Origin of the sequence: Mesorhizobium sp. M0189, from assembly GCF_040322135.1 — a bacterium.
GTDB lineage: Bacteria > Pseudomonadota > Alphaproteobacteria > Rhizobiales > Rhizobiaceae > Mesorhizobium.
The window spans coordinates 1-16504 of sequence record NZ_JAMYSW010000041.1 but is presented as its reverse complement, the minus strand read 5'-3'; the positions used below and the strand labels follow the sequence as shown (position 1 = coordinate 16504).

Here is a 16504-nt window from a genome sequence, read left to right as displayed (position 1 = left end):
GGCAGCGTCCTTTGTTTATAAGACGCAGGGCGCGGGGAACGATGGCGCCGAGGGTTAACGATAACCACTGCGCCAATTAAACGCCCTGTGATCATACCCTGCGGTGGCTGCGGAGCGTGCGCTCCGCAGCCTCGTCAGTTTGCCATGAATCAGCCGCCTAACGGCCGCGGTGGTCGAAGCTGACGGCGATCTCCCGACCGTCCAGCGCCCGAACGATGAAGCCAACCAGCTCCTCGTCGGTTTGCCGGCACCAAGGAAAGCGTCTGCGCAAATCGGCTATGACGACGGTGGTCGAGAGAATGTCGCCGGAATGGTAGTCGGCCATGATGGTGTGAACGGCAGCGTCGGTATCAATACCGATTCCTAGCGGCGACCTGATCTGCCCCACGGAAGCCTCCACCCATCTCTCCCAGCCAACGATAGCAAGACTGCGGCAAAGCGAAAGAGCTTGTACGATCTCGCGGCTTGCGTTGCACTTTGCGCGACGCGGCCGGCGTCCTTTGTTTTGCCTTTCCAAACCATTGTTTGGCGTCGCAGCGGCTCTGGCCGCGGCGACCAGGCAACCTCGCCGCAGCTTCCGCGTTGAGCCATCGGAGGGATGACATCAGCCTCGGAGAACTTCCATGAAAACACTTCTATCCATCACTGCGGCAGCGCTGATGGCCGGCGCGCCTTTGGCTGCTTTTGCCCAATCGGCGACGCTGACACCTCTGACGACCGACACCATGAGCAAGGTTGACACGGCGACGTTCGTGAAGACGGTGCCCATCGCCAATACATTTGAAATCGAGTCGAGCCGACTTGCACAGAAGCAGGCGACGGCCGACGATGTGAAGGCCTTCGCGGCGCAAATGGTCACGGACCACACCAAGGCCGGCGAGGACTTCAAGGCGGCGCTCAGCAAAGGTCAGACAACTTCGGCCACCACGCCGGCCGGCCCGCCGCTGGACACCAAGCACCAGGCGTTGCTCGACCAACTCAAGGAGGCCAGCGGGGACAGCTTCCAATCGAAATATATCGACATGCAGACCCAGGCGCATAAGGAAGCGGTGGCGCTGTTTTCCGCTTACTCAAATTCCGGCGACGATCCGGCGATGAAGGAGTTTGCCAAGAAGACGCTGCCGGTGCTGCAAATGCACGAACGTCACGTGAAGGATCTCGCTGCTGCGCATCAATGAGGGCGAAGACCGCCTGCGGTCTTGCCAACGGAAACGCCCCGGCATGAATGAAGCGGCTGTCGTCCGGCCCGGAACAAAGCACCGAGAGTGCCGTTATTCACCTGGCTTATTCCGGGGAGTATCCAATGGAAGGCGGCATTCGCGAGGCGCCAAGGGCATTAGCGCTGGGTTTCGGCGCCATCCTGGTCGCCGCTGTCACAGGCTGAAATCGCTTTCCGAACGGGACAGGCTGCCTTCATGCGCTACGGCGAGATATTTGCAAATGTTACGGCACTCATGTTGCTGGCCTTGATGATTGGCGGCGTCTTCGTCCTGTTTGGAGAGCCGCTGTGGCCGCGGCACTACGCGAGAATGGTGCTAGTTACGGATATCGAGGGCATGACCACCGCGTCAGTCCGAACAAGCTGCGTGCCCAGTCCATGCCTGCCCGACACCATCGATCACACCGTGCTCACTCCTCGCCGAGGACGGACCGTGATCTGCGATTTGCAGCAGACGCGGAGCGAGGAGATGCGGAAAGGGCCGCCACGCGACCTGCGCGACGGACCCTTTGGTTCAATCAAACCGTCTGGCCGCGACTAGGTCAGGATAATCACGATCTTGTAGGTATTCGGGTCGACAATGACGATCCGACCATCGGCGAGCACGAAATACTCATAGCCTTCGTAAGCCGGAACGATCTTGACGATGCGCGCCGGCAGACGATGCAGCCGGACCTTCTTCCGCGGAACCTCGATGCCGACAGAGATGTCGAAATCGACGCTGGAAACGGGTTGGACGTTGGTCTCCTTGATGACCTGAGTGATCTGGGTTTTCTGTTCAACGGTCACATTGCTGATGGAAGCGGTCGAACTCTGGTCCTGCGTCTGCGTAGAAGCATTGCCCTGAGTCTGCTCGGTGGTCGTGGTCCCAGTCTTGCCCTGAGCCTGCTCCTCGGTCTTCATTTTCGTGTTGCCTTGGGCCTGCTCGGTAGTGGTGGTTCCGGTTTTGCCTTGGGCCTGTTCCTCGGTCTTCATCTTGGTGTTGCCCGTGGCCTGCTGGTCGGTCGTGGCGCCGGCCTTGCCTTGGGCTTGCTCGTCGGTCTTCAGCTTCGGTTTGCCCTGCGCCTGTTGATCAGTCGCAGCGCCGGCCTTGCCCTGAGCCTGCTCGTCCATCTTGGCGCCATTCTGGCAATTGGCAGCGCCGGCTGCGCAATTGGCGCCGGACTGGTCGTCGGTCGACTGCTGCGTCTGGGCAAGTGCAGCTCCGCAGCTGACGCTGATTGCTAGCAAGCTGGTGATCAGAACGCCTTTCATGAGAGATCTCCTTGGAAAATGCGTCCCTTCACCGCGTAAAACTGCGGCTAAAAAATTTTGTTCCAAACCAATGGAGCGAAACGGCAAGCGATCCGAGCGGCGGAACAAGCTCCACCTGATGACGTTACCCGCCTATAGCGACCCCGCTGCGAACAGCATGACGCGGCGCAGCGCAGAGGTGGCCCACCACGAAAGGAGACAATCATGAGCATGCATCTTTCGGCAGCCGCGGCTGGGTTCTTGCTGCTTGCGGGTATTGGCGCCGCTGCCGCTCAGGACGTGGTCATCGAACCGCAGCAGGAGACGATCGTACGCGAGTATGTGAAAAAGCAGCCTCTGGCGTCCGTCCAGCTTCCCGGCGTGGAGCTCAATGTCGGCTCGACCGTGCCCGATACCGTCGAGCTTCATGAGGTTCCCGACGTCAAATACCGCTATGTCGTCGTCGACAACCAGACCGTCCTGGTCGATCCGGGCACACGCAGGATCGTGAAGGTCATCCAGTGAGCAATGCGCGTCGTTTTTTGAAGGGACATGCGGCGCGTCCTGCATTGTCGACATCCCAAACTGGTGCCCGTGCCTGGGCATTCGGACGCAGAAAGGCCCGCCGTTCCGACGCACGGCGGGCCTCATAGCGGAGTCAGCGCGCTAGGCGGCAGCGTCCTGTGCTCGCTAGGCCAGAAACTTTGACAGAATATTCCAGGCTCCTCATTTGGCGGGAAATACCGTTCTTTGATCTGGCGATCAGCATTTCCGATGATGCCCGCAAGGCTTCGCATTCCGCTTGGCCGCAATGATTTCAAAACCGATGGGATTGACCATGCCTGGGACTATCAACACTTTGCTTCCATTCTTCTCAGCAACTATAAACCGGCGCGCCGGTCTCGCTGTACTTTTCGCGTCGGCGGTTGCGATTGTCGGCCTTGCTGCGCCGTCGTTTGCCGAAGACAAGACGGCGGTCAAGGTCGGCATCATGAGCGGCGAGGACGAGGATGTGTGGCGGGTCGTGACCGCCCAGGCGGCGGAGAGGGGGCTGACGATCGAGACCGTGGTGTTCAACGACTACACCCAGCCGAATGAAGCACTCGAGCGTGGCGAAATCGACGCCAACGCCTTCCAGCACAAGCCCTATCTCGACAACCAGATCAAGACGCAGGGCTATCACATCGTCCCGGTCGGCTATACCGGGGTCTGGCCGATCGGCCTCTATTCCAAGAAGTACGCGAAGATTGGCGACTTGCCCGAAGGCGCCGTCGTCGGCGTGCCGAACGATCCGTCCAATGAAGGGCGCGCGCTGCGTGTCCTGCAGAGCGAAGGTCTGATCAAGCTCAGGGAAGGAACCGGCATTCTGGCTACGACGACCGACATTGCCGAAAACCCGAAGAAATTGGTCGTCAAGGAGCTCGACGCTGGCATTGTCGGGCGCTCGGTGGAAGATCTCGACGGGGCCGTGGTCAACACGGATTGGGCGCTTAAAAGCGGCCTCACACCGGAGAACCGCATCGCCCAGGAGGCGGTGGCCGACAATCCCTACCGCAACTTCATCGCGGTCAAGGCCGGCAATGAAAACCAGCCCTGGGTAAAGACATTGGTCGCCTCCTACCAGAACGAAAAGGTGAAGGCCGAATTCGACCGGGTCTACAAGGGAACCGGCATCAGCGCCTATTGATACCGAGCTCGACTTGGCGCTGAAGCCCGGCATGATAAAGCGGTCCGCGCTCCAACGCGGACCGCGATCGCGTTTTGCGGGACACCAATACAGGAACTTTCATGAACCAGCATTTCGCCCCGGTCACCGAAGTCATGCATCCCGTCGGCAGCCGTTCCGCGGGACCGCACGATGTCGTACGCCTCATCGAGCTGAAGCGCCGCTTCGGCGCAACAGCGGCGCTGGACGGCGTATCGCTCAGCGTGCGCCAGGGCGAGATCCTCGGAATCATCGGCCGGAGCGGCGCCGGCAAGTCGACGCTGATACGCTGCCTAAACGGCCTGGAGCGGCCGGATACAGGACAGGTCTTCATCGAAGGCCGCGACATCAGCCGGCTCGGCGAGCGCGAATTGCAGCCGCTGCGCCGGCGTATCGGCATGATTTTCCAGCATTTCAACCTGCTGTCCGCCAAGACGGTCGAAGACAATGTAGCGCTGCCGCTCAAGATCGAAGGCCGGCCCAGGGCCGAACGCCTGGCGCGCGCTGCCGAGCTGCTCGAGCTCGTCGGCCTGTCGGAGAAGGCGAAAGCCTATCCGGCGTCGCTGTCGGGCGGACAGAAACAGCGCGTCGGCATTGCCCGGGCGCTTGCGGCGCGCCCGGCGCTGCTGCTGTCGGACGAAGCGACCTCGGCGTTGGACCCGGAGACGACGCGCTCCATCCTTGCCTTGCTCAGAGACATCAACCGGCAGCTCGGCCTGACCATCCTGCTCATCACCCATGAGATGGAGGTGATCCGTTCGATCGCCGACCGGGTCGCGGTGATCGACGCCGGACGAATCGTCGAGCAAGGGCCGGTGTGGTCGGTGTTTGCCGATCCGAAGTCGGCGATCACACAAAGCCTGCTCGGCGGCATCAGGCCGCAATTGCCGGCGGAGATCGCAAGCCGGCTAACGCAGAACGCCGGCGTGGAGGCGATCCTCAGGATCGACGTGGCGGGTGAGGCCGCGCGAAGCCCGCTGTTGTCCGATCTTGCCTCGGCAGTTCCCGGCTCGTTCCGCCTCGTGCATGGCGGCATCGATCACGTCCAGCAGCAGCCTGTCGGGACATTGTTCGTGGCGGTCGCGGGCAGCAATCAAGACCACCTGGCACAGGTGATCGCGTTCTTGAAAGCCCGCAATGCGCGGGTGGAGGTGCTTGGCCATGTCGCCAATTCTGTTTGAACTCCTGCTTCGATCCATCTGGGAAACGATCCTGATGACGGCCGCCTCCGGCCTCATCTCGCTGATTTTCGGGCTGCCGCTCGGCCTGGCCCTGGTCGCCACCGACCGCGGCGGCATCGCCGAAAACCTGTGGGTGAACCGCGCGCTCGGCGCGGTCATCAACGGTTTCCGCTCGGTGCCTTTCATCATCCTGCTGGTTGCGCTGATCCCGGTGACGCGGCTGATCGTCGGCACCTCGATCGGCACATGGGCCGCCATCGTGCCGCTGTCGATCGCGGCCACGCCCTACTATGCCCGGATCGCCGAAGTGTCGCTGCGCGAGGTCGACCACGGGCTGATCGAAGCGGCGCGCGCCATGGGCGGCAACCGCTGGACGATCATCCGCGAGGTGCTGGTGCCGGAAGCGCTGCCCGGCATCGTCGCCGGCTTCACGGTGACGCTGGTGACGCTTATCGGCGCCTCGGCCATGGCCGGCGCCATCGGCGCCGGCGGGCTGGGCGACCTCGCCATCCGATACGGTTACCAGCGCTTCGAAACGTCAGTCATGATCGCCGTGGTCATCGTCCTGATCGTCCTGGTCTGCGGCATCCAGTGGGCCGGCGACCGGCTGGTCGCGAGGCTGGATCATCGGAACTGAGCGTGGCACAGCGGAGATGCTGGCCAGCATCGTCAGCCGGCGCGCTTCTTTTCGGTCGCTGCCCGGTCAATCGCCAACCCGTTCGCCGACAGCGCGACGCCGAACTTTTCGCCGGCTTCTGCGGGTGTGTAATAGCCTAGGGCGATATCCCGAGCGACCAATTCCGGATCACGCTGCCAGGGATTGCCGTAGCCGCCGCCGCCCGGCGTGCCAACTCGCACGCGGTCGCCGGCCTTCAGCGCGATGTCCTGTTCCTTGGAGAGGTGCGGCGGCACATGGGCCTCACCGTCGCGGAACACGGTCACCGTGTTGACCGCGCCGTCCTTGCCGCCGAGCGCGCCTTGCGGGCCGAAACGGCCATGGTCCATGACGAAGGAGGCGCGGGCGTCGCCACGCAGGATCTCGACCTCATAGGCGAGGCCAAAACCGCCGCGATGCTTGCCGGCGCCACCCGAGCCTTCGCGCAAGGCATAGTGGCGATAGAGCACAGGGAAAGCCTGTTCCATGATCTCGACCGGCGGCGATTTGGAAATGCCGATGGTCGAGCAGCCATTGGTCAGGCCATCATGATCGGCATTGCCGCCATAGCCGCCGCCGGATATCTGGTACATGACGTAGTCGCGGCCACGGAGCGGATCGTTGCCGCCGAGCGCGAAATTGCCGCTGGAGCCGGCGGGAGCCGCAGTCACCCTGTCCGGCAGCGCCTGCACCATGGCCGCGAACACCGCCTCGGCGATGCGCTGCGAAACCTCGGCCGCGCAGCCCGATACCGGCCGCGGATATTTGGCATCGAGGAAGGTGCCTTCTGGCCGCTTGACGATGAGCGGCTCGAAGGCGCCGGCGCTGATCGGCACGTCGGGGAAAATGTGGCGCATGGCGAGGTAGACCGAGGACAAGGTCGTCGCCAGCACGCTGTTCATCGGCCCGGCGCAGGGTTTTGACGAGCCTGAGAAGTCGAAGCGGAGCGTGTCGCCTTTTTTCTCGACGGCAAGCGCAATGGTCAGCGGCTCGTTCACCACCCCATCGGAATCGACGAAGGCCTGCGACCGGTAGATGCCATCGGGAATTGCCGCGATGTTGGCACGCATCTGTTCAGCGGCCCGGCGGCGCAATTCGGCGATTGCTTCGACGACTGTTTCGTCTCCGTAACGATCCAAAATGCCGTTGAGCCGGTCCTGGCCGATCAGCAGTGCTGCCGCTTGCGCGCGGATGTCGCCGATGCGCTGGTCGGCAACCCTGATGTTCGAGCAGATGATGGCGTAGATCTCAGGGTCGAGCACGCCCTTCTTGAACAATTTCACCGGCGGCAGCCGCAAGCCTTCCTGCTCCACCGCAGTCGCCGAGGCGGAGAAGCCGCCCGGCACCGAACCGCCAATGTCGGGCCAATGGCCGGTGTTCGACAGCCAGCAGAATATCTTGCCGTCGCGATAGACCGGCATGGCGAAGCGCACATCCATCAGATGGGTGCCGCCGAGATAAGGATCGTTGACGATGTAGATATCGCCCGGCTCGGGCGGCAGGCAGCGTCCGTCGGCGATCATCTCGATCACCGTTTTGGTCGAATACTGCATGACGCCGACGAACACCGGCAGGCCCTGGCTGCCTTGCGCGATCAGCGAACCATCGACTGCCGAATAGATGCCGTCGGAGCGGTCATTGGCCTCGGCGATGACGGGCGAGAAAGCGGCGCGCGAAAACGTCAGGTCCATCTCGTCACAGACCTGCTGCAGCGCCGCCTGGAGGACCGAAAGGGTGATGGCGTCGAGCTTTTGCATCTCAGGCCTCACCAATGTCGATGATGATGTTGCCGTCGGCATCCGAGCGCGCCCGGTCGCCGGGCTCGAGCACGGTTGTGGCATCCATCTGTTCGAGGATCGCCGGGCCTTCGATGATGGCGTCGAGCGGCAACTTTTCCCTACTGTAGACCGGCGTGTCGTACCAGCACCCGCCATACCAGACCGGCCGGATCTCGCGCCGCGCCTCTTCGAGCGTTTTGGCGCGGCCAGCCGGATCGATCAGCCGCGACAGATCGATCGCCGGCCGCACGCCGGTCACCGAGGTGTTGAGATTGACCAGATTGGCGCGGATTTCCGGCAGCTCGACCTTGAAGCGGGCGAAATAGGCCTTCTCGAACAGTTGCTGCAGGACCTCGCGCGTCACCGCAAACGACGGCAGCGGCACGTTAATAATATGCGTCTGGCCGACGAACTGCATGTCGGCGGAATGCGTGACGCGGATCGTCTCCGGCTTCACCGCTTCCTTGCCGATCAACTCTGCGCCTTCGTTTCGGTGCCGTTCCAATATAGCTTGGAGCTGGGCTTCATCGAGCCCCGCCACCGGCTGGTTGACCGTGTTGACGAAGTCATGGCGCAGATCGGCGACGACGCAGCCGAGCGCATTGGTAATGCCCGGCCGCGCCGGCACCAGCACCCGCGGCAGGCCGAGCTCGCGCGCCAGGGCGGTCGCATGCAGCGGCCCGGCGCCGCCGAAGGCGAACAGCGCGAAATCGCGCGGGTCGTGACCGCGCGACACCGAGACCATGCGGATGGCGCCCGCCATCTTCATGTTGCCCAGCCGCAGCACCGCACCCGCCGCCTCGACGCCGGACAGGCCGGTAGGTCGCCCGATCCTGTCCTCGAATATGCCCGTGACATGTTCGACGGTGACCGGGTTTTCCACCGCCAGCAGCTTTTTCGGCGCCAGCCGGCCGAGCACCAGATTGGCGTCGGTGATGGTCGGCTCCAAGCCGCCGCGGCCGTAGCAGATCGGCCCGGGATTGGCGCCGGCGCTTTCCGGGCCGATCTGGATCAGGCCGGCTGCATCGACGCGGGCGATCGAGCCGCCGCCGGCGCCGACTGTATGCACCGCCACCATCGGCACATGGATCGGCATCGCATATTCGATCTCGATCTCGTTCGACACCGCCGGTTCGGCATTGCGGATCAGCGCCACGTCGGTCGAGGTGCCGCCCATGTCGTAGGTGACCAGGTTTTCGAAGCCGGCGCGCTTGCCGGTATAGGCCGCGGCAATGACGCCGGAGGCGGGGCCGGACATAACGGTCTTGGCCGATTCACGTGTGACAAAGCGGGCCGAGATCATGCCGCCATTGCCGTTCATGATCAGGAAGTCGCGGGCGTAGCCTTTTGACGCCAGCTCCTTGCGCAGCCGTTCGACGTAGCGTTCGAGGATCGGTTGCACCGAGGCGTTGACCGAAGCGGTCACCCCGCGCTCGAATTCGCGCGCTTCCGAAAGCAGCGCATGGCCTGTCGTGATGTAGCCGTTCGGCCAAAGCTCGGCGCCGATCTCGGCCGCGCGCCGCTCATGCGCCGGGTTGGCGTAGGAATGCAGGAAATGGATGACGAGCGATTCGCAGCCGGCTTCGATCAGTTGTGAAATCGCTGCCCGCATCTCGGCCTCGTCGAGCGGTATGCGCACCGCGCCCGAGGCCTCGACCCGCTCCGACACTTCGAGCCGCAGATTGCGCGGAATGATCGGCACAAAGGTGCCTGTCATGCCATAGGCTTGCGGCCGTGTCCGCCGGCCAAGCTCGATGACGTCACGAAAGCCGCGCGTGGTGATCATGCCGGTTTTGGCCAGCCGGCGCTCCAGCACCGCGTTGGTTGTGGTCGTCGTGCCGTGCACGATGAGGTCGATGCCGTCCACGCGAAAACCGGTGGCACCAAGAGCTGCAACGACGCCGAAAGCCTGGTTGTCGACCGTGGTCGGGGTCTTGGCGATATGCACCCGGCCACCATCACGGCCGTCGATCAGAAGCAGATCGGTAAAGGTGCCACCGACATCGATACCGGCGACGACGCTGCCCCTCGAATCCAGAGCTTGCGCCGAAAAATTCTGTTCCATTGTCGAAACCCGAAATGCCCGAACTGCTTACATGCCTCAGTTTGGAAAGCTGTTTTACGGCGGCGTCTTGACGCAAATATCGTTTGTATACTAATAAATTCCGGACACAAGAGCTTACCGCTTCGGAGTGTGCAAGGGCACGCAGGAACCTGACCGGTTCGGGCGCGCAGGTGAAGATTTGGCGCGGGCGCTGAGCTGGCCCAGAAGGTTAGGTTTGATGAACACCACATCCGCGTTCAACACCGCCGGCGCGCGGCCGCTGCAGTTTCCGATACCGGCCAATGTCTATGCCGAAACCGTCGTCTCGGTGAAGCACTATACCGACCGGCTGTTTTCGTTCCGCATCACCCGGCCGCAGTCGCTGCGCTTCCGCTCCGGCGAGTTCGTCATGATCGGCCTGCCCAATGCCGAGAAGCCGGTGTTCCGCGCCTATTCGATCGCCAGCCCGTCCTGGGACGACGAGCTGGAATTCTTCTCGATCAAGGTGCCGGACGGCCCGCTTACCTCGGAGCTGCAGAAGATTCAGATCGGCGATACCGTCATCATGCGGCAGAAGTCGACCGGCACGCTGGTGGTCGACGCGCTGACGCCGGCCAAGCGCCTGTTCATGATCTCGACCGGCACCGGCATTGCGCCCTTCGCCAGCCTGCTGCGCGATCCCGACACCTATGAGAAGTTCGGTGAAGTCGTGCTGACCCACACCTGCCGCGACAATGCCGAGCTCATCTACGGCCAGGAACTGGTGGCCGCGCTGGAGAACGACCCGCTGATCGGCGAACTGACCGGCGGCCGCGTCACGCTCTATAATTCGACGACGCGTGAGACGTCCGAACGCATGGGCCGCATCACCGCGCTGATCGGCTCGGGCAAATTCTACACCGATCTCGGCATCGACAAGCTCAATCCCGAGACCGATCGCATCATGATCTGCGGCTCGATGCATATGCTGAAAGACGTGAAGGAACTGGCCGAAAGCCTCGACTTCCAGGAAGGCTCGCTGCATCATCCGGCAAGCTTCGTAGTCGAGCGCGCCTTCGTCGGCTGAGACGCGGCAGTTCAGCGTCCATTGCTTTGAGACCCTGATTTTGACCGGACGGTCAAAAATCGGCTGCCTTGACTGTCTTTTTCCGCTATGACCGCCTGAAGGACTCGTGAAGCGCTGCTTCACGGTCTATCTTCGGCATAAGTCGCTGAACAAGGGGCAGGAGATGAGCAGCACAATCCGCGAAACCGATCTCGGCACGTCCAAGATCACGCCGCTGCCGGCGCGCGCCGCCGCCAATGCGCCGATGCCGCAGGCCCATGCTATTGCTCGCAATCCCGGCATGAGGCTCGATCTTGGCTTCATGGAATCGATGCGCAGCGTCAACCGCTCGGCGCTGGAACGCCGCGTCGCCAGCCTGACCAAAAGACGCTCGATCAAGGCCGATAACCAGGCTGCCTGGCTGCTGCGCGCCGTCGCCTGCATGGACCTGACGACGCTGAACTCGAACGATACGGAAGAGCGCGTGCGCCGGCTCTGTGCCAAGGCGGTCAACCCGTTCCGCCGCGACATTGCCGAGGGGCTCGGCATTGCCGGTGAAAACATCCGTCCGGCGGCGGTCTGCGTCTATCATCCCTTCGTCGCCACTGCCGTCGAAGCACTGCGCGGCAGCGGCATCCGTGTCGCCGCCGTTTCCACGGCTTTCCCGCATGGCCTTGCCCCGCTTTCGACGCGTCTGCAGGAGATCGAAGCATCGGTCCGCGACGGCGCCGACGAGATCGACGTCGTCATCCCGCGCGGCTTGGTTTTTGGGGCGAAATGGCAGGAGCTCTATAACGAGATCGTCTCGATGCGGGCCGCCTGCGGCGAGGCGCATCTGAAGGTGATCCTCGGCACAGGCGACCTCGCCACGCTGCGCAATGTCATGCTCGCCTCGATGGTGGCGATGATGGCGGGTGCGGACTTCATCAAGACCTCGACCGGCAAGGAAAGCGTCAACGCGACACTGCCGGTTGGCCTTGCCATGGTGCGCGCCATCCGCGCCTATTTCGAGGAAACCGGCTATCTCATCGGCTTCAAGCCGGCCGGTGGCATTTCCACGGCAAAAGCCTCGCTCGATTGGCTGGTGCTGATGAAAGAAGAGCTGGGCCGGCCGTGGTTGGAGCCGGAGCTGTTCCGCTTCGGAGCATCGAGCCTTTTGACCGACATCGAGCGCCAGCTCGAGCATCACCTGACCGGCCACTACTCGGCCAATCATCGCCACGCAATGGCGTGATTCGGAGCGCTTCATGAACATTCTCGAACGCTATCACGCCATGGATTACGGCCCGGCGCCGGAGGCCCGCAACGAGGCCGATGCCTGGCTGACGACCCGTGATTTCTCGAAAGCCCTGTTCATCGGCGGCGACTGGAAAGCAGCTGCAAATGGAAAGACCTTCGACACCAGCGATCCCGCCTCCGGCAAATTGCTGGCCAAGGTCTCGGATGCCGGTGCTGCCGATATCGATGCGGCGGTTTCGGCCGCCACAAAAGCGCTGCCGAAATGGAGCGCCAGCACCGGTTATCAACGCGCCAAAGTGCTCTATGCCATCGGCCGCGCCATGCAGCGCCACCAACGGCTGTTCGCGGTGCTGGAATCGATCGACAACGGCAAGCCGATCCGCGAAAGCCGCGACATCGACGTGCCGCTGGCGATCCGTCATTTCATCCATCATGCCGGCTGGGCGCAGGCGCTGGACAGGGACTTTCCAGCCCATAAGGGCGTCGGCGTCGTCGGCCAGATCATCCCGTGGAACTTCCCGCTTTTGATGCTGGCCTGGAAGATCGCGCCGGCGCTCGCTGCGGGCTGCACCGTGGTGCTGAAGCCCGCGGAATTCACGCCGCTCACCGCCATCCTGTTTGCCGAGATCTGTGAACGCGCCGGCGTGCCGAAGGGCGTCGTCAACATCGTCCAGGGCGGGCCGGAAGCGGGTGGGGCAATCGTCAATCATCCCGGCATCCAGAAGATCGCCTTCACCGGTTCGTCCGAGGTCGGCAAGATCATCCGCAAGGCCACCGCCGGTTCGGGCAAGAAACTTTCGCTGGAGCTTGGCGGCAAGTCGGCCTTCGTCGTTTTCGAGGATGCCGATCTCGACAGCGCCGTCGAGGGTCTGGTCGACGGCATCTGGTTCAACCAGGGCCAGGTCTGCTGTGCCGGCTCGCGCCTTCTGGTGCAGGAAGGCATCGCCGACGCCTTCATCGCCAAGGTCAAGACGCGGATGAGCCGGCTGCGCGTCGGCAGCCCGCTCGACAAGAACACCGATATCGGCCCGCTGGTCGATTTGACCCAACTCGACCGCGTCAAGGGCCTGATTGCCGAAGGCGCCAAGCAGGGCGCGATATGCTGGCAGCCGGACTCGGCACTGCCCGCCTCGGGCTATTACCATCTGCCAACGCTGGCGACAGGTGTTTCGCCGGCTAACATTCTGGCCCAGGAAGAGGTGTTCGGGCCGGTGCTGGCGACCATGACCTTCCGCAATACCGAGGAAGCGGTCGAGCTCGCCAACAACACACGCTATGGCCTGGCCGCCTCGGTGTGGAGCGAGAACATCAATCTTGCGCTGCACGTCGCGCCGCAATTGAAGGCCGGCGTCGTCTGGGTCAACGGCACCAACATGTTCGACGCCGCCTGCGGCTTCGGCGGCTATCGCGAGAGCGGCTTCGGCCGCGAAGGCGGGCGCGAGGGCATGTTCGAGTACCTCTCGGCAAAACTGCCGCTCGGCCCGATCATCAAACCGGCTGTGGCCACTGCCCAGCCCATCGAGCGCCCGGAAGGCGATGCCATCGACCGCACGGCAAAGCTGTTCATCGGCGGTAAGCAGGTCCGGCCGGACGGCAATTATTCCCTTGCCGTCGCCAGCGCCAAGGGCAAGCTCGCCGGCGAGGTCGGTCTCGGCAACCGCAAGGATATCCGCGACGCCGTCGCGGCCGCGCGCGCCTGCAAGGCCTGGCCGGAAGCGACCGCCTACAATCGCAGCCAGGTGCTTTACTATCTGGCCGAAAACCTGTCCGGCCGCGCCGACGAGTTTGCCGCCCGTCTGACCCAGCTCACCGGCGCGACGGCCAAGGCGGCGAGTGAAGAGGTCGAGCTATCGATCGAGCGGCTGTTCCTCTATGCCGGGCTTGCGGACAAGTTCGAGGGCCGCGTCCACCAGCCGCCGGCCCGTGCCGTCACATTGGCGCTGCACGAACCGGTCGGCGTCGTCGGCATCGTCGCGTCGGACAACGCACCTTTGCTCGGCCTGATCTCGCTGGTTGCGCCGGCGCTCGCCATGGGCAACACCGTGGTCGCCGTGCCGTCCGAACGATATCCACTGCTTGCCACCGACCTTTACCAGGTCATCGAATATTCCGACGTTCCGGCGGGCGCCATCAATATCGTTACGGGCCGTAGCGCCGAGCTGGCCGGCGTGCTGGCCAAGCACGACGATGTCGACGGGCTCTGGATGTTCGCCGATGCCGAGACCTGTGCCAAGGCGGAGGCCGAGTCCATCGGCAATCTCAAGCGTGTCTGGACCGGCAACGGCCACAGCCTTGACTGGACATCGGGCGAAGCAGCCGGCGATGCCTTGCTGCGCCGTGCGATCGAGGTCAAGAACGTCTGGGTGCCCTACGGCGACTGAGTGTCCCGGAGGGACGTCCGGGCTTGACGGGCCAAAAGATGTTCTTTACCGAGAAAAAACATTTGGCCGGCAGGGCGAATATCGAAACAGGCGGGATGGTGGTGCCCGTCTGGCACATTGCGCCCCGGCCTTGTGCCGGTAAAAAGCCGAACGATCACAGACGGGCGAGGAGAAAAGCATGGCGGATCTGACAGGCAAGGTCGTTGTCGTCACGGCGGCGGCGCAAGGCATCGGCCGGGCAAGTGCGCTGGCTTTCGCCAAGGCCGGCGCCGTCGTCCATGCCACCGACATCAACGAAGTGGTGCTCGCCGACCTCGGCAAGACCCCCGGTATCAAGACCCGCAAGCTGGATGTCCTAAACGACGAGGCGGTGAACGTCGCTTTTGCCGAGATCGGCGCCGTCGACGTGCTGTTCAACTGCGCCGGCTTCGTCCATTCCGGCTCGATCCTCGAGATGAAGGACGGCGATCTCGACTTTGCCTATGATCTCAATGTCCGCTCGATGATCCGCACCATCCGCGCCGTGCTGCCCGGCATGCTGGAGCGCGGCGACGGCTCGATCATCAACATGGCGTCGCTGGCCAGCTCGACCAAGGGCGTGCCCAACCGTTTCGTCTACGGCCTGACCAAGGCGGCCGTTATCGGCCTGACCAAATCGGTTGCCGCCGACTATGTCGGCAAGGGCATACGCTGCAATGCGATCTGCCCGGGCACGGTCGAAAGCCCGTCGCTGCACGACCGCATGCACGCGCAGGGCGACTACGAAGCAGCCCGCGCCGCCTTCATCGCCCGTCAGCCGATGGGCCGGCTCGGCACGCCCGAGGAAATCGCCGACCTCGCCGTCTATCTCGCCGGTGCCACCTATACGTCGGGGCAGGCCTATAATATCGACGGTGGCTGGTCGATCTAGGAGTCTGAAAATCCAATTCTGCCGGGCGCCTGGCGCGGCGTCCGCGCTTGCCTAGGCTCACGTACTTTAAGTACGCTCCGCTCCGGTTCTCGAAACCCACGCCATTCGCCGCAGCGGAGCGAGTTTGCAAACGGCCTCTGGTCGCAACTGGGAGAAAACTGCATGAAACTGCTGCGCTATGGCGAGGCGGGGAGCGAACGCCCTGGCCTCCTTGATGCGGATGGAACGATCCGCGACCTCTCCGCCCATGTCACCGACATTGCCGGCAGGGCGATCGACCCGGCATCGCTCGAGTCATTGTCGAAGCTCGATCCGAAATCGCTGCCGGCAGTTTCCGGCAAACCGCGCATCGGCGCCTGCGTCGCCGGCACCGGCAAATTCATCTGCATAGGCCTCAACTATTCCGACCATGCCGCAGAAACCGGCGCAACCGTGCCGCCGGAGCCGATCATCTTCATGAAGGCAAGCTCGGCCATTGTCGGGCCGAACGACGACGTGCTGATCCCGCGCGGCTCGGTGAAGACCGATTGGGAAGTCGAGCTCGGCGTGATCATCGGCAAGACCGCAAAATATGTCACCGAAGCCGAGGCGCTGGACTATGTCGCCGGCTACTGCGTCGCACATGACGTCTCTGAACGCGCCTTCCAGGCCGAGCGGCAGGGCCAGTGGACCAAGGGCAAGTCCTGCGACACATTCGGGCCGATCGGCCCGTGGCTGGTGACCAAGGACGAGGTCAAGGACCCGCAGAACATTCCGATGTGGCTGACGGTCAACGGCAAGACGATGCAGAACGGCTCGACCAAGACCATGGTGTTCGGCGTCGCTTATCTCGTGTCTTATCTCAGCCAGTTCATGTCGCTGCATCCAGGCGACATCATCTCGACCGGGACGCCGCCCGGCGTCGGCCTCGGCATGAAGCCGCCGGTGTTCCTGAAGCCCGGCGATGTGGTTGAGCTCGGTATCGAAGGGCTGGGTATCCAGAAGCAGACGTTCAGGGCGGATGCGTAGAAACCTTCCCTTCTCCCCTTGTGGACCTGTTGGGCAGTCATGAGCAAAGCTTGCGGCGGCGGGGTTGCGGCGGTTGTTCGCTTGTTTGCGGGGGATTTGACGTCTT

15 protein-coding genes are annotated in these 16504 nt (G+C 63.2%); 11 read left to right on the top strand and 4 right to left on the bottom strand.

The window, feature by feature from the left end; all coding sequences use genetic code 11:
- Positions 1-157: 157 nt before the first annotated feature.
- Positions 158-388 (bottom strand): hypothetical protein, encoded by a 231-nt coding sequence (locus tag NKJ09_RS31725; protein ID WP_156948137.1) that lies wholly within the window; start codon positions 386-388, stop codon positions 158-160.
- Positions 389-659: 271 nt separating this feature from the next.
- Between NKJ09_RS31725 and NKJ09_RS31720 the strand changes: the two genes are divergently transcribed.
- Both NKJ09_RS31720 and NKJ09_RS31715 read left to right on the top strand, forming a co-directional pair.
- Positions 660-1178: a DUF4142 domain-containing protein gene (locus tag NKJ09_RS31720; RefSeq protein WP_245278645.1), complete on the top strand. Its 519-nt coding sequence runs from the start codon at positions 660-662 to the stop codon at positions 1176-1178.
- 237 nt (positions 1179-1415) lie between these two features.
- On the top strand, positions 1416-1760 hold the full coding sequence (locus NKJ09_RS31715) for a hypothetical protein (protein ID WP_352495103.1): 345 nt from the start codon (positions 1416-1418) through the stop codon (positions 1758-1760).
- Here the strand turns inward: NKJ09_RS31715 and NKJ09_RS31710 are convergent.
- A complete protein-coding gene (locus NKJ09_RS31710) occupies positions 1757-2581 on the bottom strand; it encodes a DUF1236 domain-containing protein (RefSeq protein WP_502896335.1) in 825 nt (274 codons plus the stop codon). The genes NKJ09_RS31715 and NKJ09_RS31710 overlap by 4 nt on opposite strands.
- Before the next feature lie 96 nt (positions 2582-2677).
- On the opposite strand from NKJ09_RS31710, the gene NKJ09_RS31705 reads away from it, so the two are divergent.
- The 4 genes from NKJ09_RS31705 to NKJ09_RS31690 all read left to right on the top strand — a co-directional run bounded on the left by NKJ09_RS31705 (position 2678) and on the right by NKJ09_RS31690 (position 5975).
- Entirely contained in the window at positions 2678-2977 is a 300-nt protein-coding gene (locus NKJ09_RS31705) for a DUF1236 domain-containing protein (RefSeq protein ID WP_023720555.1), read from the top strand.
- Positions 2978-3290: 313 nt separating this feature from the next.
- The gene (locus NKJ09_RS31700; RefSeq protein WP_352481419.1) at positions 3291-4139 is read left to right on the top strand and encodes a MetQ/NlpA family lipoprotein; all 849 of its coding nucleotides are present in this window, start codon (positions 3291-3293) and stop codon (positions 4137-4139) included.
- Between the two features lie 134 nt (positions 4140-4273).
- Complete coding sequence (locus tag NKJ09_RS31695) at positions 4274-5338, top strand: methionine ABC transporter ATP-binding protein (protein WP_352495115.1); 1065 nt, start codon at positions 4274-4276, stop codon at positions 5336-5338.
- On the top strand, positions 5319-5975 hold the full coding sequence (locus NKJ09_RS31690) for a methionine ABC transporter permease (protein WP_352495104.1): 657 nt from the start codon (positions 5319-5321) through the stop codon (positions 5973-5975). Before NKJ09_RS31695 ends, NKJ09_RS31690 begins: the two co-directional genes overlap by 20 nt.
- 32 nt (positions 5976-6007) lie before the next feature.
- Here NKJ09_RS31690 and NKJ09_RS31685 read toward each other — a convergent pair whose 3' ends face one another.
- Together NKJ09_RS31685 and NKJ09_RS31680 are read right to left on the bottom strand one after the other, a co-directional pair.
- Entirely contained in the window at positions 6008-7750 is a 1743-nt protein-coding gene (locus NKJ09_RS31685; protein WP_352495105.1) for a hydantoinase B/oxoprolinase family protein, read from the bottom strand.
- A 1-nt stretch (position 7751) separates the two neighbouring features.
- Complete coding sequence (locus NKJ09_RS31680; protein WP_352515745.1) at positions 7752-9836, bottom strand: hydantoinase/oxoprolinase family protein; 2085 nt, start codon at positions 9834-9836, stop codon at positions 7752-7754.
- 217 nt (positions 9837-10053) lie between these two features.
- On the opposite strand from NKJ09_RS31680, the gene NKJ09_RS31675 reads away from it, so the two are divergent.
- The 5 genes from NKJ09_RS31675 (at position 10054) to NKJ09_RS31655 (ending at position 16398) form a co-directional block, all read left to right on the top strand.
- Entirely contained in the window at positions 10054-10881 is an 828-nt protein-coding gene (locus tag NKJ09_RS31675; protein ID WP_352481417.1) for a ferredoxin--NADP reductase, read from the top strand.
- 163 nt (positions 10882-11044) lie between these two features.
- Positions 11045-12094, top strand: a complete 1050-nt coding sequence (deoC, locus tag NKJ09_RS31670) for a deoxyribose-phosphate aldolase (protein WP_031194457.1) — start codon at positions 11045-11047, stop codon at positions 12092-12094.
- A gap of 13 nt (positions 12095-12107) precedes the next feature.
- Positions 12108-14480 carry an aldehyde dehydrogenase family protein gene (locus NKJ09_RS31665; RefSeq protein ID WP_352495107.1) on the top strand — a complete coding sequence of 791 codons (2373 nt, stop codon included), beginning with the start codon at positions 12108-12110 and terminating at the stop codon, positions 14478-14480.
- A 178-nt stretch (positions 14481-14658) separates the two neighbouring features.
- Positions 14659-15390 carry an SDR family oxidoreductase gene (locus NKJ09_RS31660; RefSeq protein WP_352495108.1) on the top strand — a complete coding sequence of 244 codons (732 nt, stop codon included), beginning with the start codon at positions 14659-14661 and terminating at the stop codon, positions 15388-15390.
- Between the two features lie 162 nt (positions 15391-15552).
- Complete coding sequence (locus NKJ09_RS31655; RefSeq protein ID WP_352495109.1) at positions 15553-16398, top strand: fumarylacetoacetate hydrolase family protein; 846 nt, start codon at positions 15553-15555, stop codon at positions 16396-16398.
- The last annotated feature ends 106 nt before the right edge of the window (positions 16399-16504 follow it).

Bases quoted from the DNA above. Each gene is read 5' to 3' on its own strand.
- NKJ09_RS31720 (WP_245278645.1), top strand. From the start codon at position 660: ATGGCCGGCGCGCCTTTGGCTGCTTTTGCCCAATCGGCGACGCTGACA.
- NKJ09_RS31715 (WP_352495103.1), top strand. From the start codon at position 1,416: ATGCGCTACGGCGAGATATTTGCAAATGTTACGGCACTCATGTTGCTG.
- NKJ09_RS31705 (WP_023720555.1), top strand. From the start codon at position 2,678: ATGAGCATGCATCTTTCGGCAGCCGCGGCTGGGTTCTTGCTGCTTGCG.
- NKJ09_RS31700 (WP_352481419.1), top strand. From the start codon at position 3,291: ATGCCTGGGACTATCAACACTTTGCTTCCATTCTTCTCAGCAACTATA.
- NKJ09_RS31695 (WP_352495115.1), top strand. From the start codon at position 4,274: ATGCATCCCGTCGGCAGCCGTTCCGCGGGACCGCACGATGTCGTACGC.
- NKJ09_RS31690 (WP_352495104.1), top strand. From the start codon at position 5,319: ATGTCGCCAATTCTGTTTGAACTCCTGCTTCGATCCATCTGGGAAACG.
- NKJ09_RS31685 (WP_352495105.1), bottom strand. From the start codon at position 7,750: ATGCAAAAGCTCGACGCCATCACCCTTTCGGTCCTCCAGGCGGCGCTG.
- NKJ09_RS31680 (WP_352515745.1), bottom strand. From the start codon at position 9,836: ATGGAACAGAATTTTTCGGCGCAAGCTCTGGATTCGAGGGGCAGCGTC.
- NKJ09_RS31675 (WP_352481417.1), top strand. From the start codon at position 10,054: ATGAACACCACATCCGCGTTCAACACCGCCGGCGCGCGGCCGCTGCAG.
- deoC (WP_031194457.1), top strand. From the start codon at position 11,045: ATGAGCAGCACAATCCGCGAAACCGATCTCGGCACGTCCAAGATCACG.
- NKJ09_RS31665 (WP_352495107.1), top strand. From the start codon at position 12,108: ATGAACATTCTCGAACGCTATCACGCCATGGATTACGGCCCGGCGCCG.
- NKJ09_RS31660 (WP_352495108.1), top strand. From the start codon at position 14,659: ATGGCGGATCTGACAGGCAAGGTCGTTGTCGTCACGGCGGCGGCGCAA.
- NKJ09_RS31655 (WP_352495109.1), top strand. From the start codon at position 15,553: ATGAAACTGCTGCGCTATGGCGAGGCGGGGAGCGAACGCCCTGGCCTC.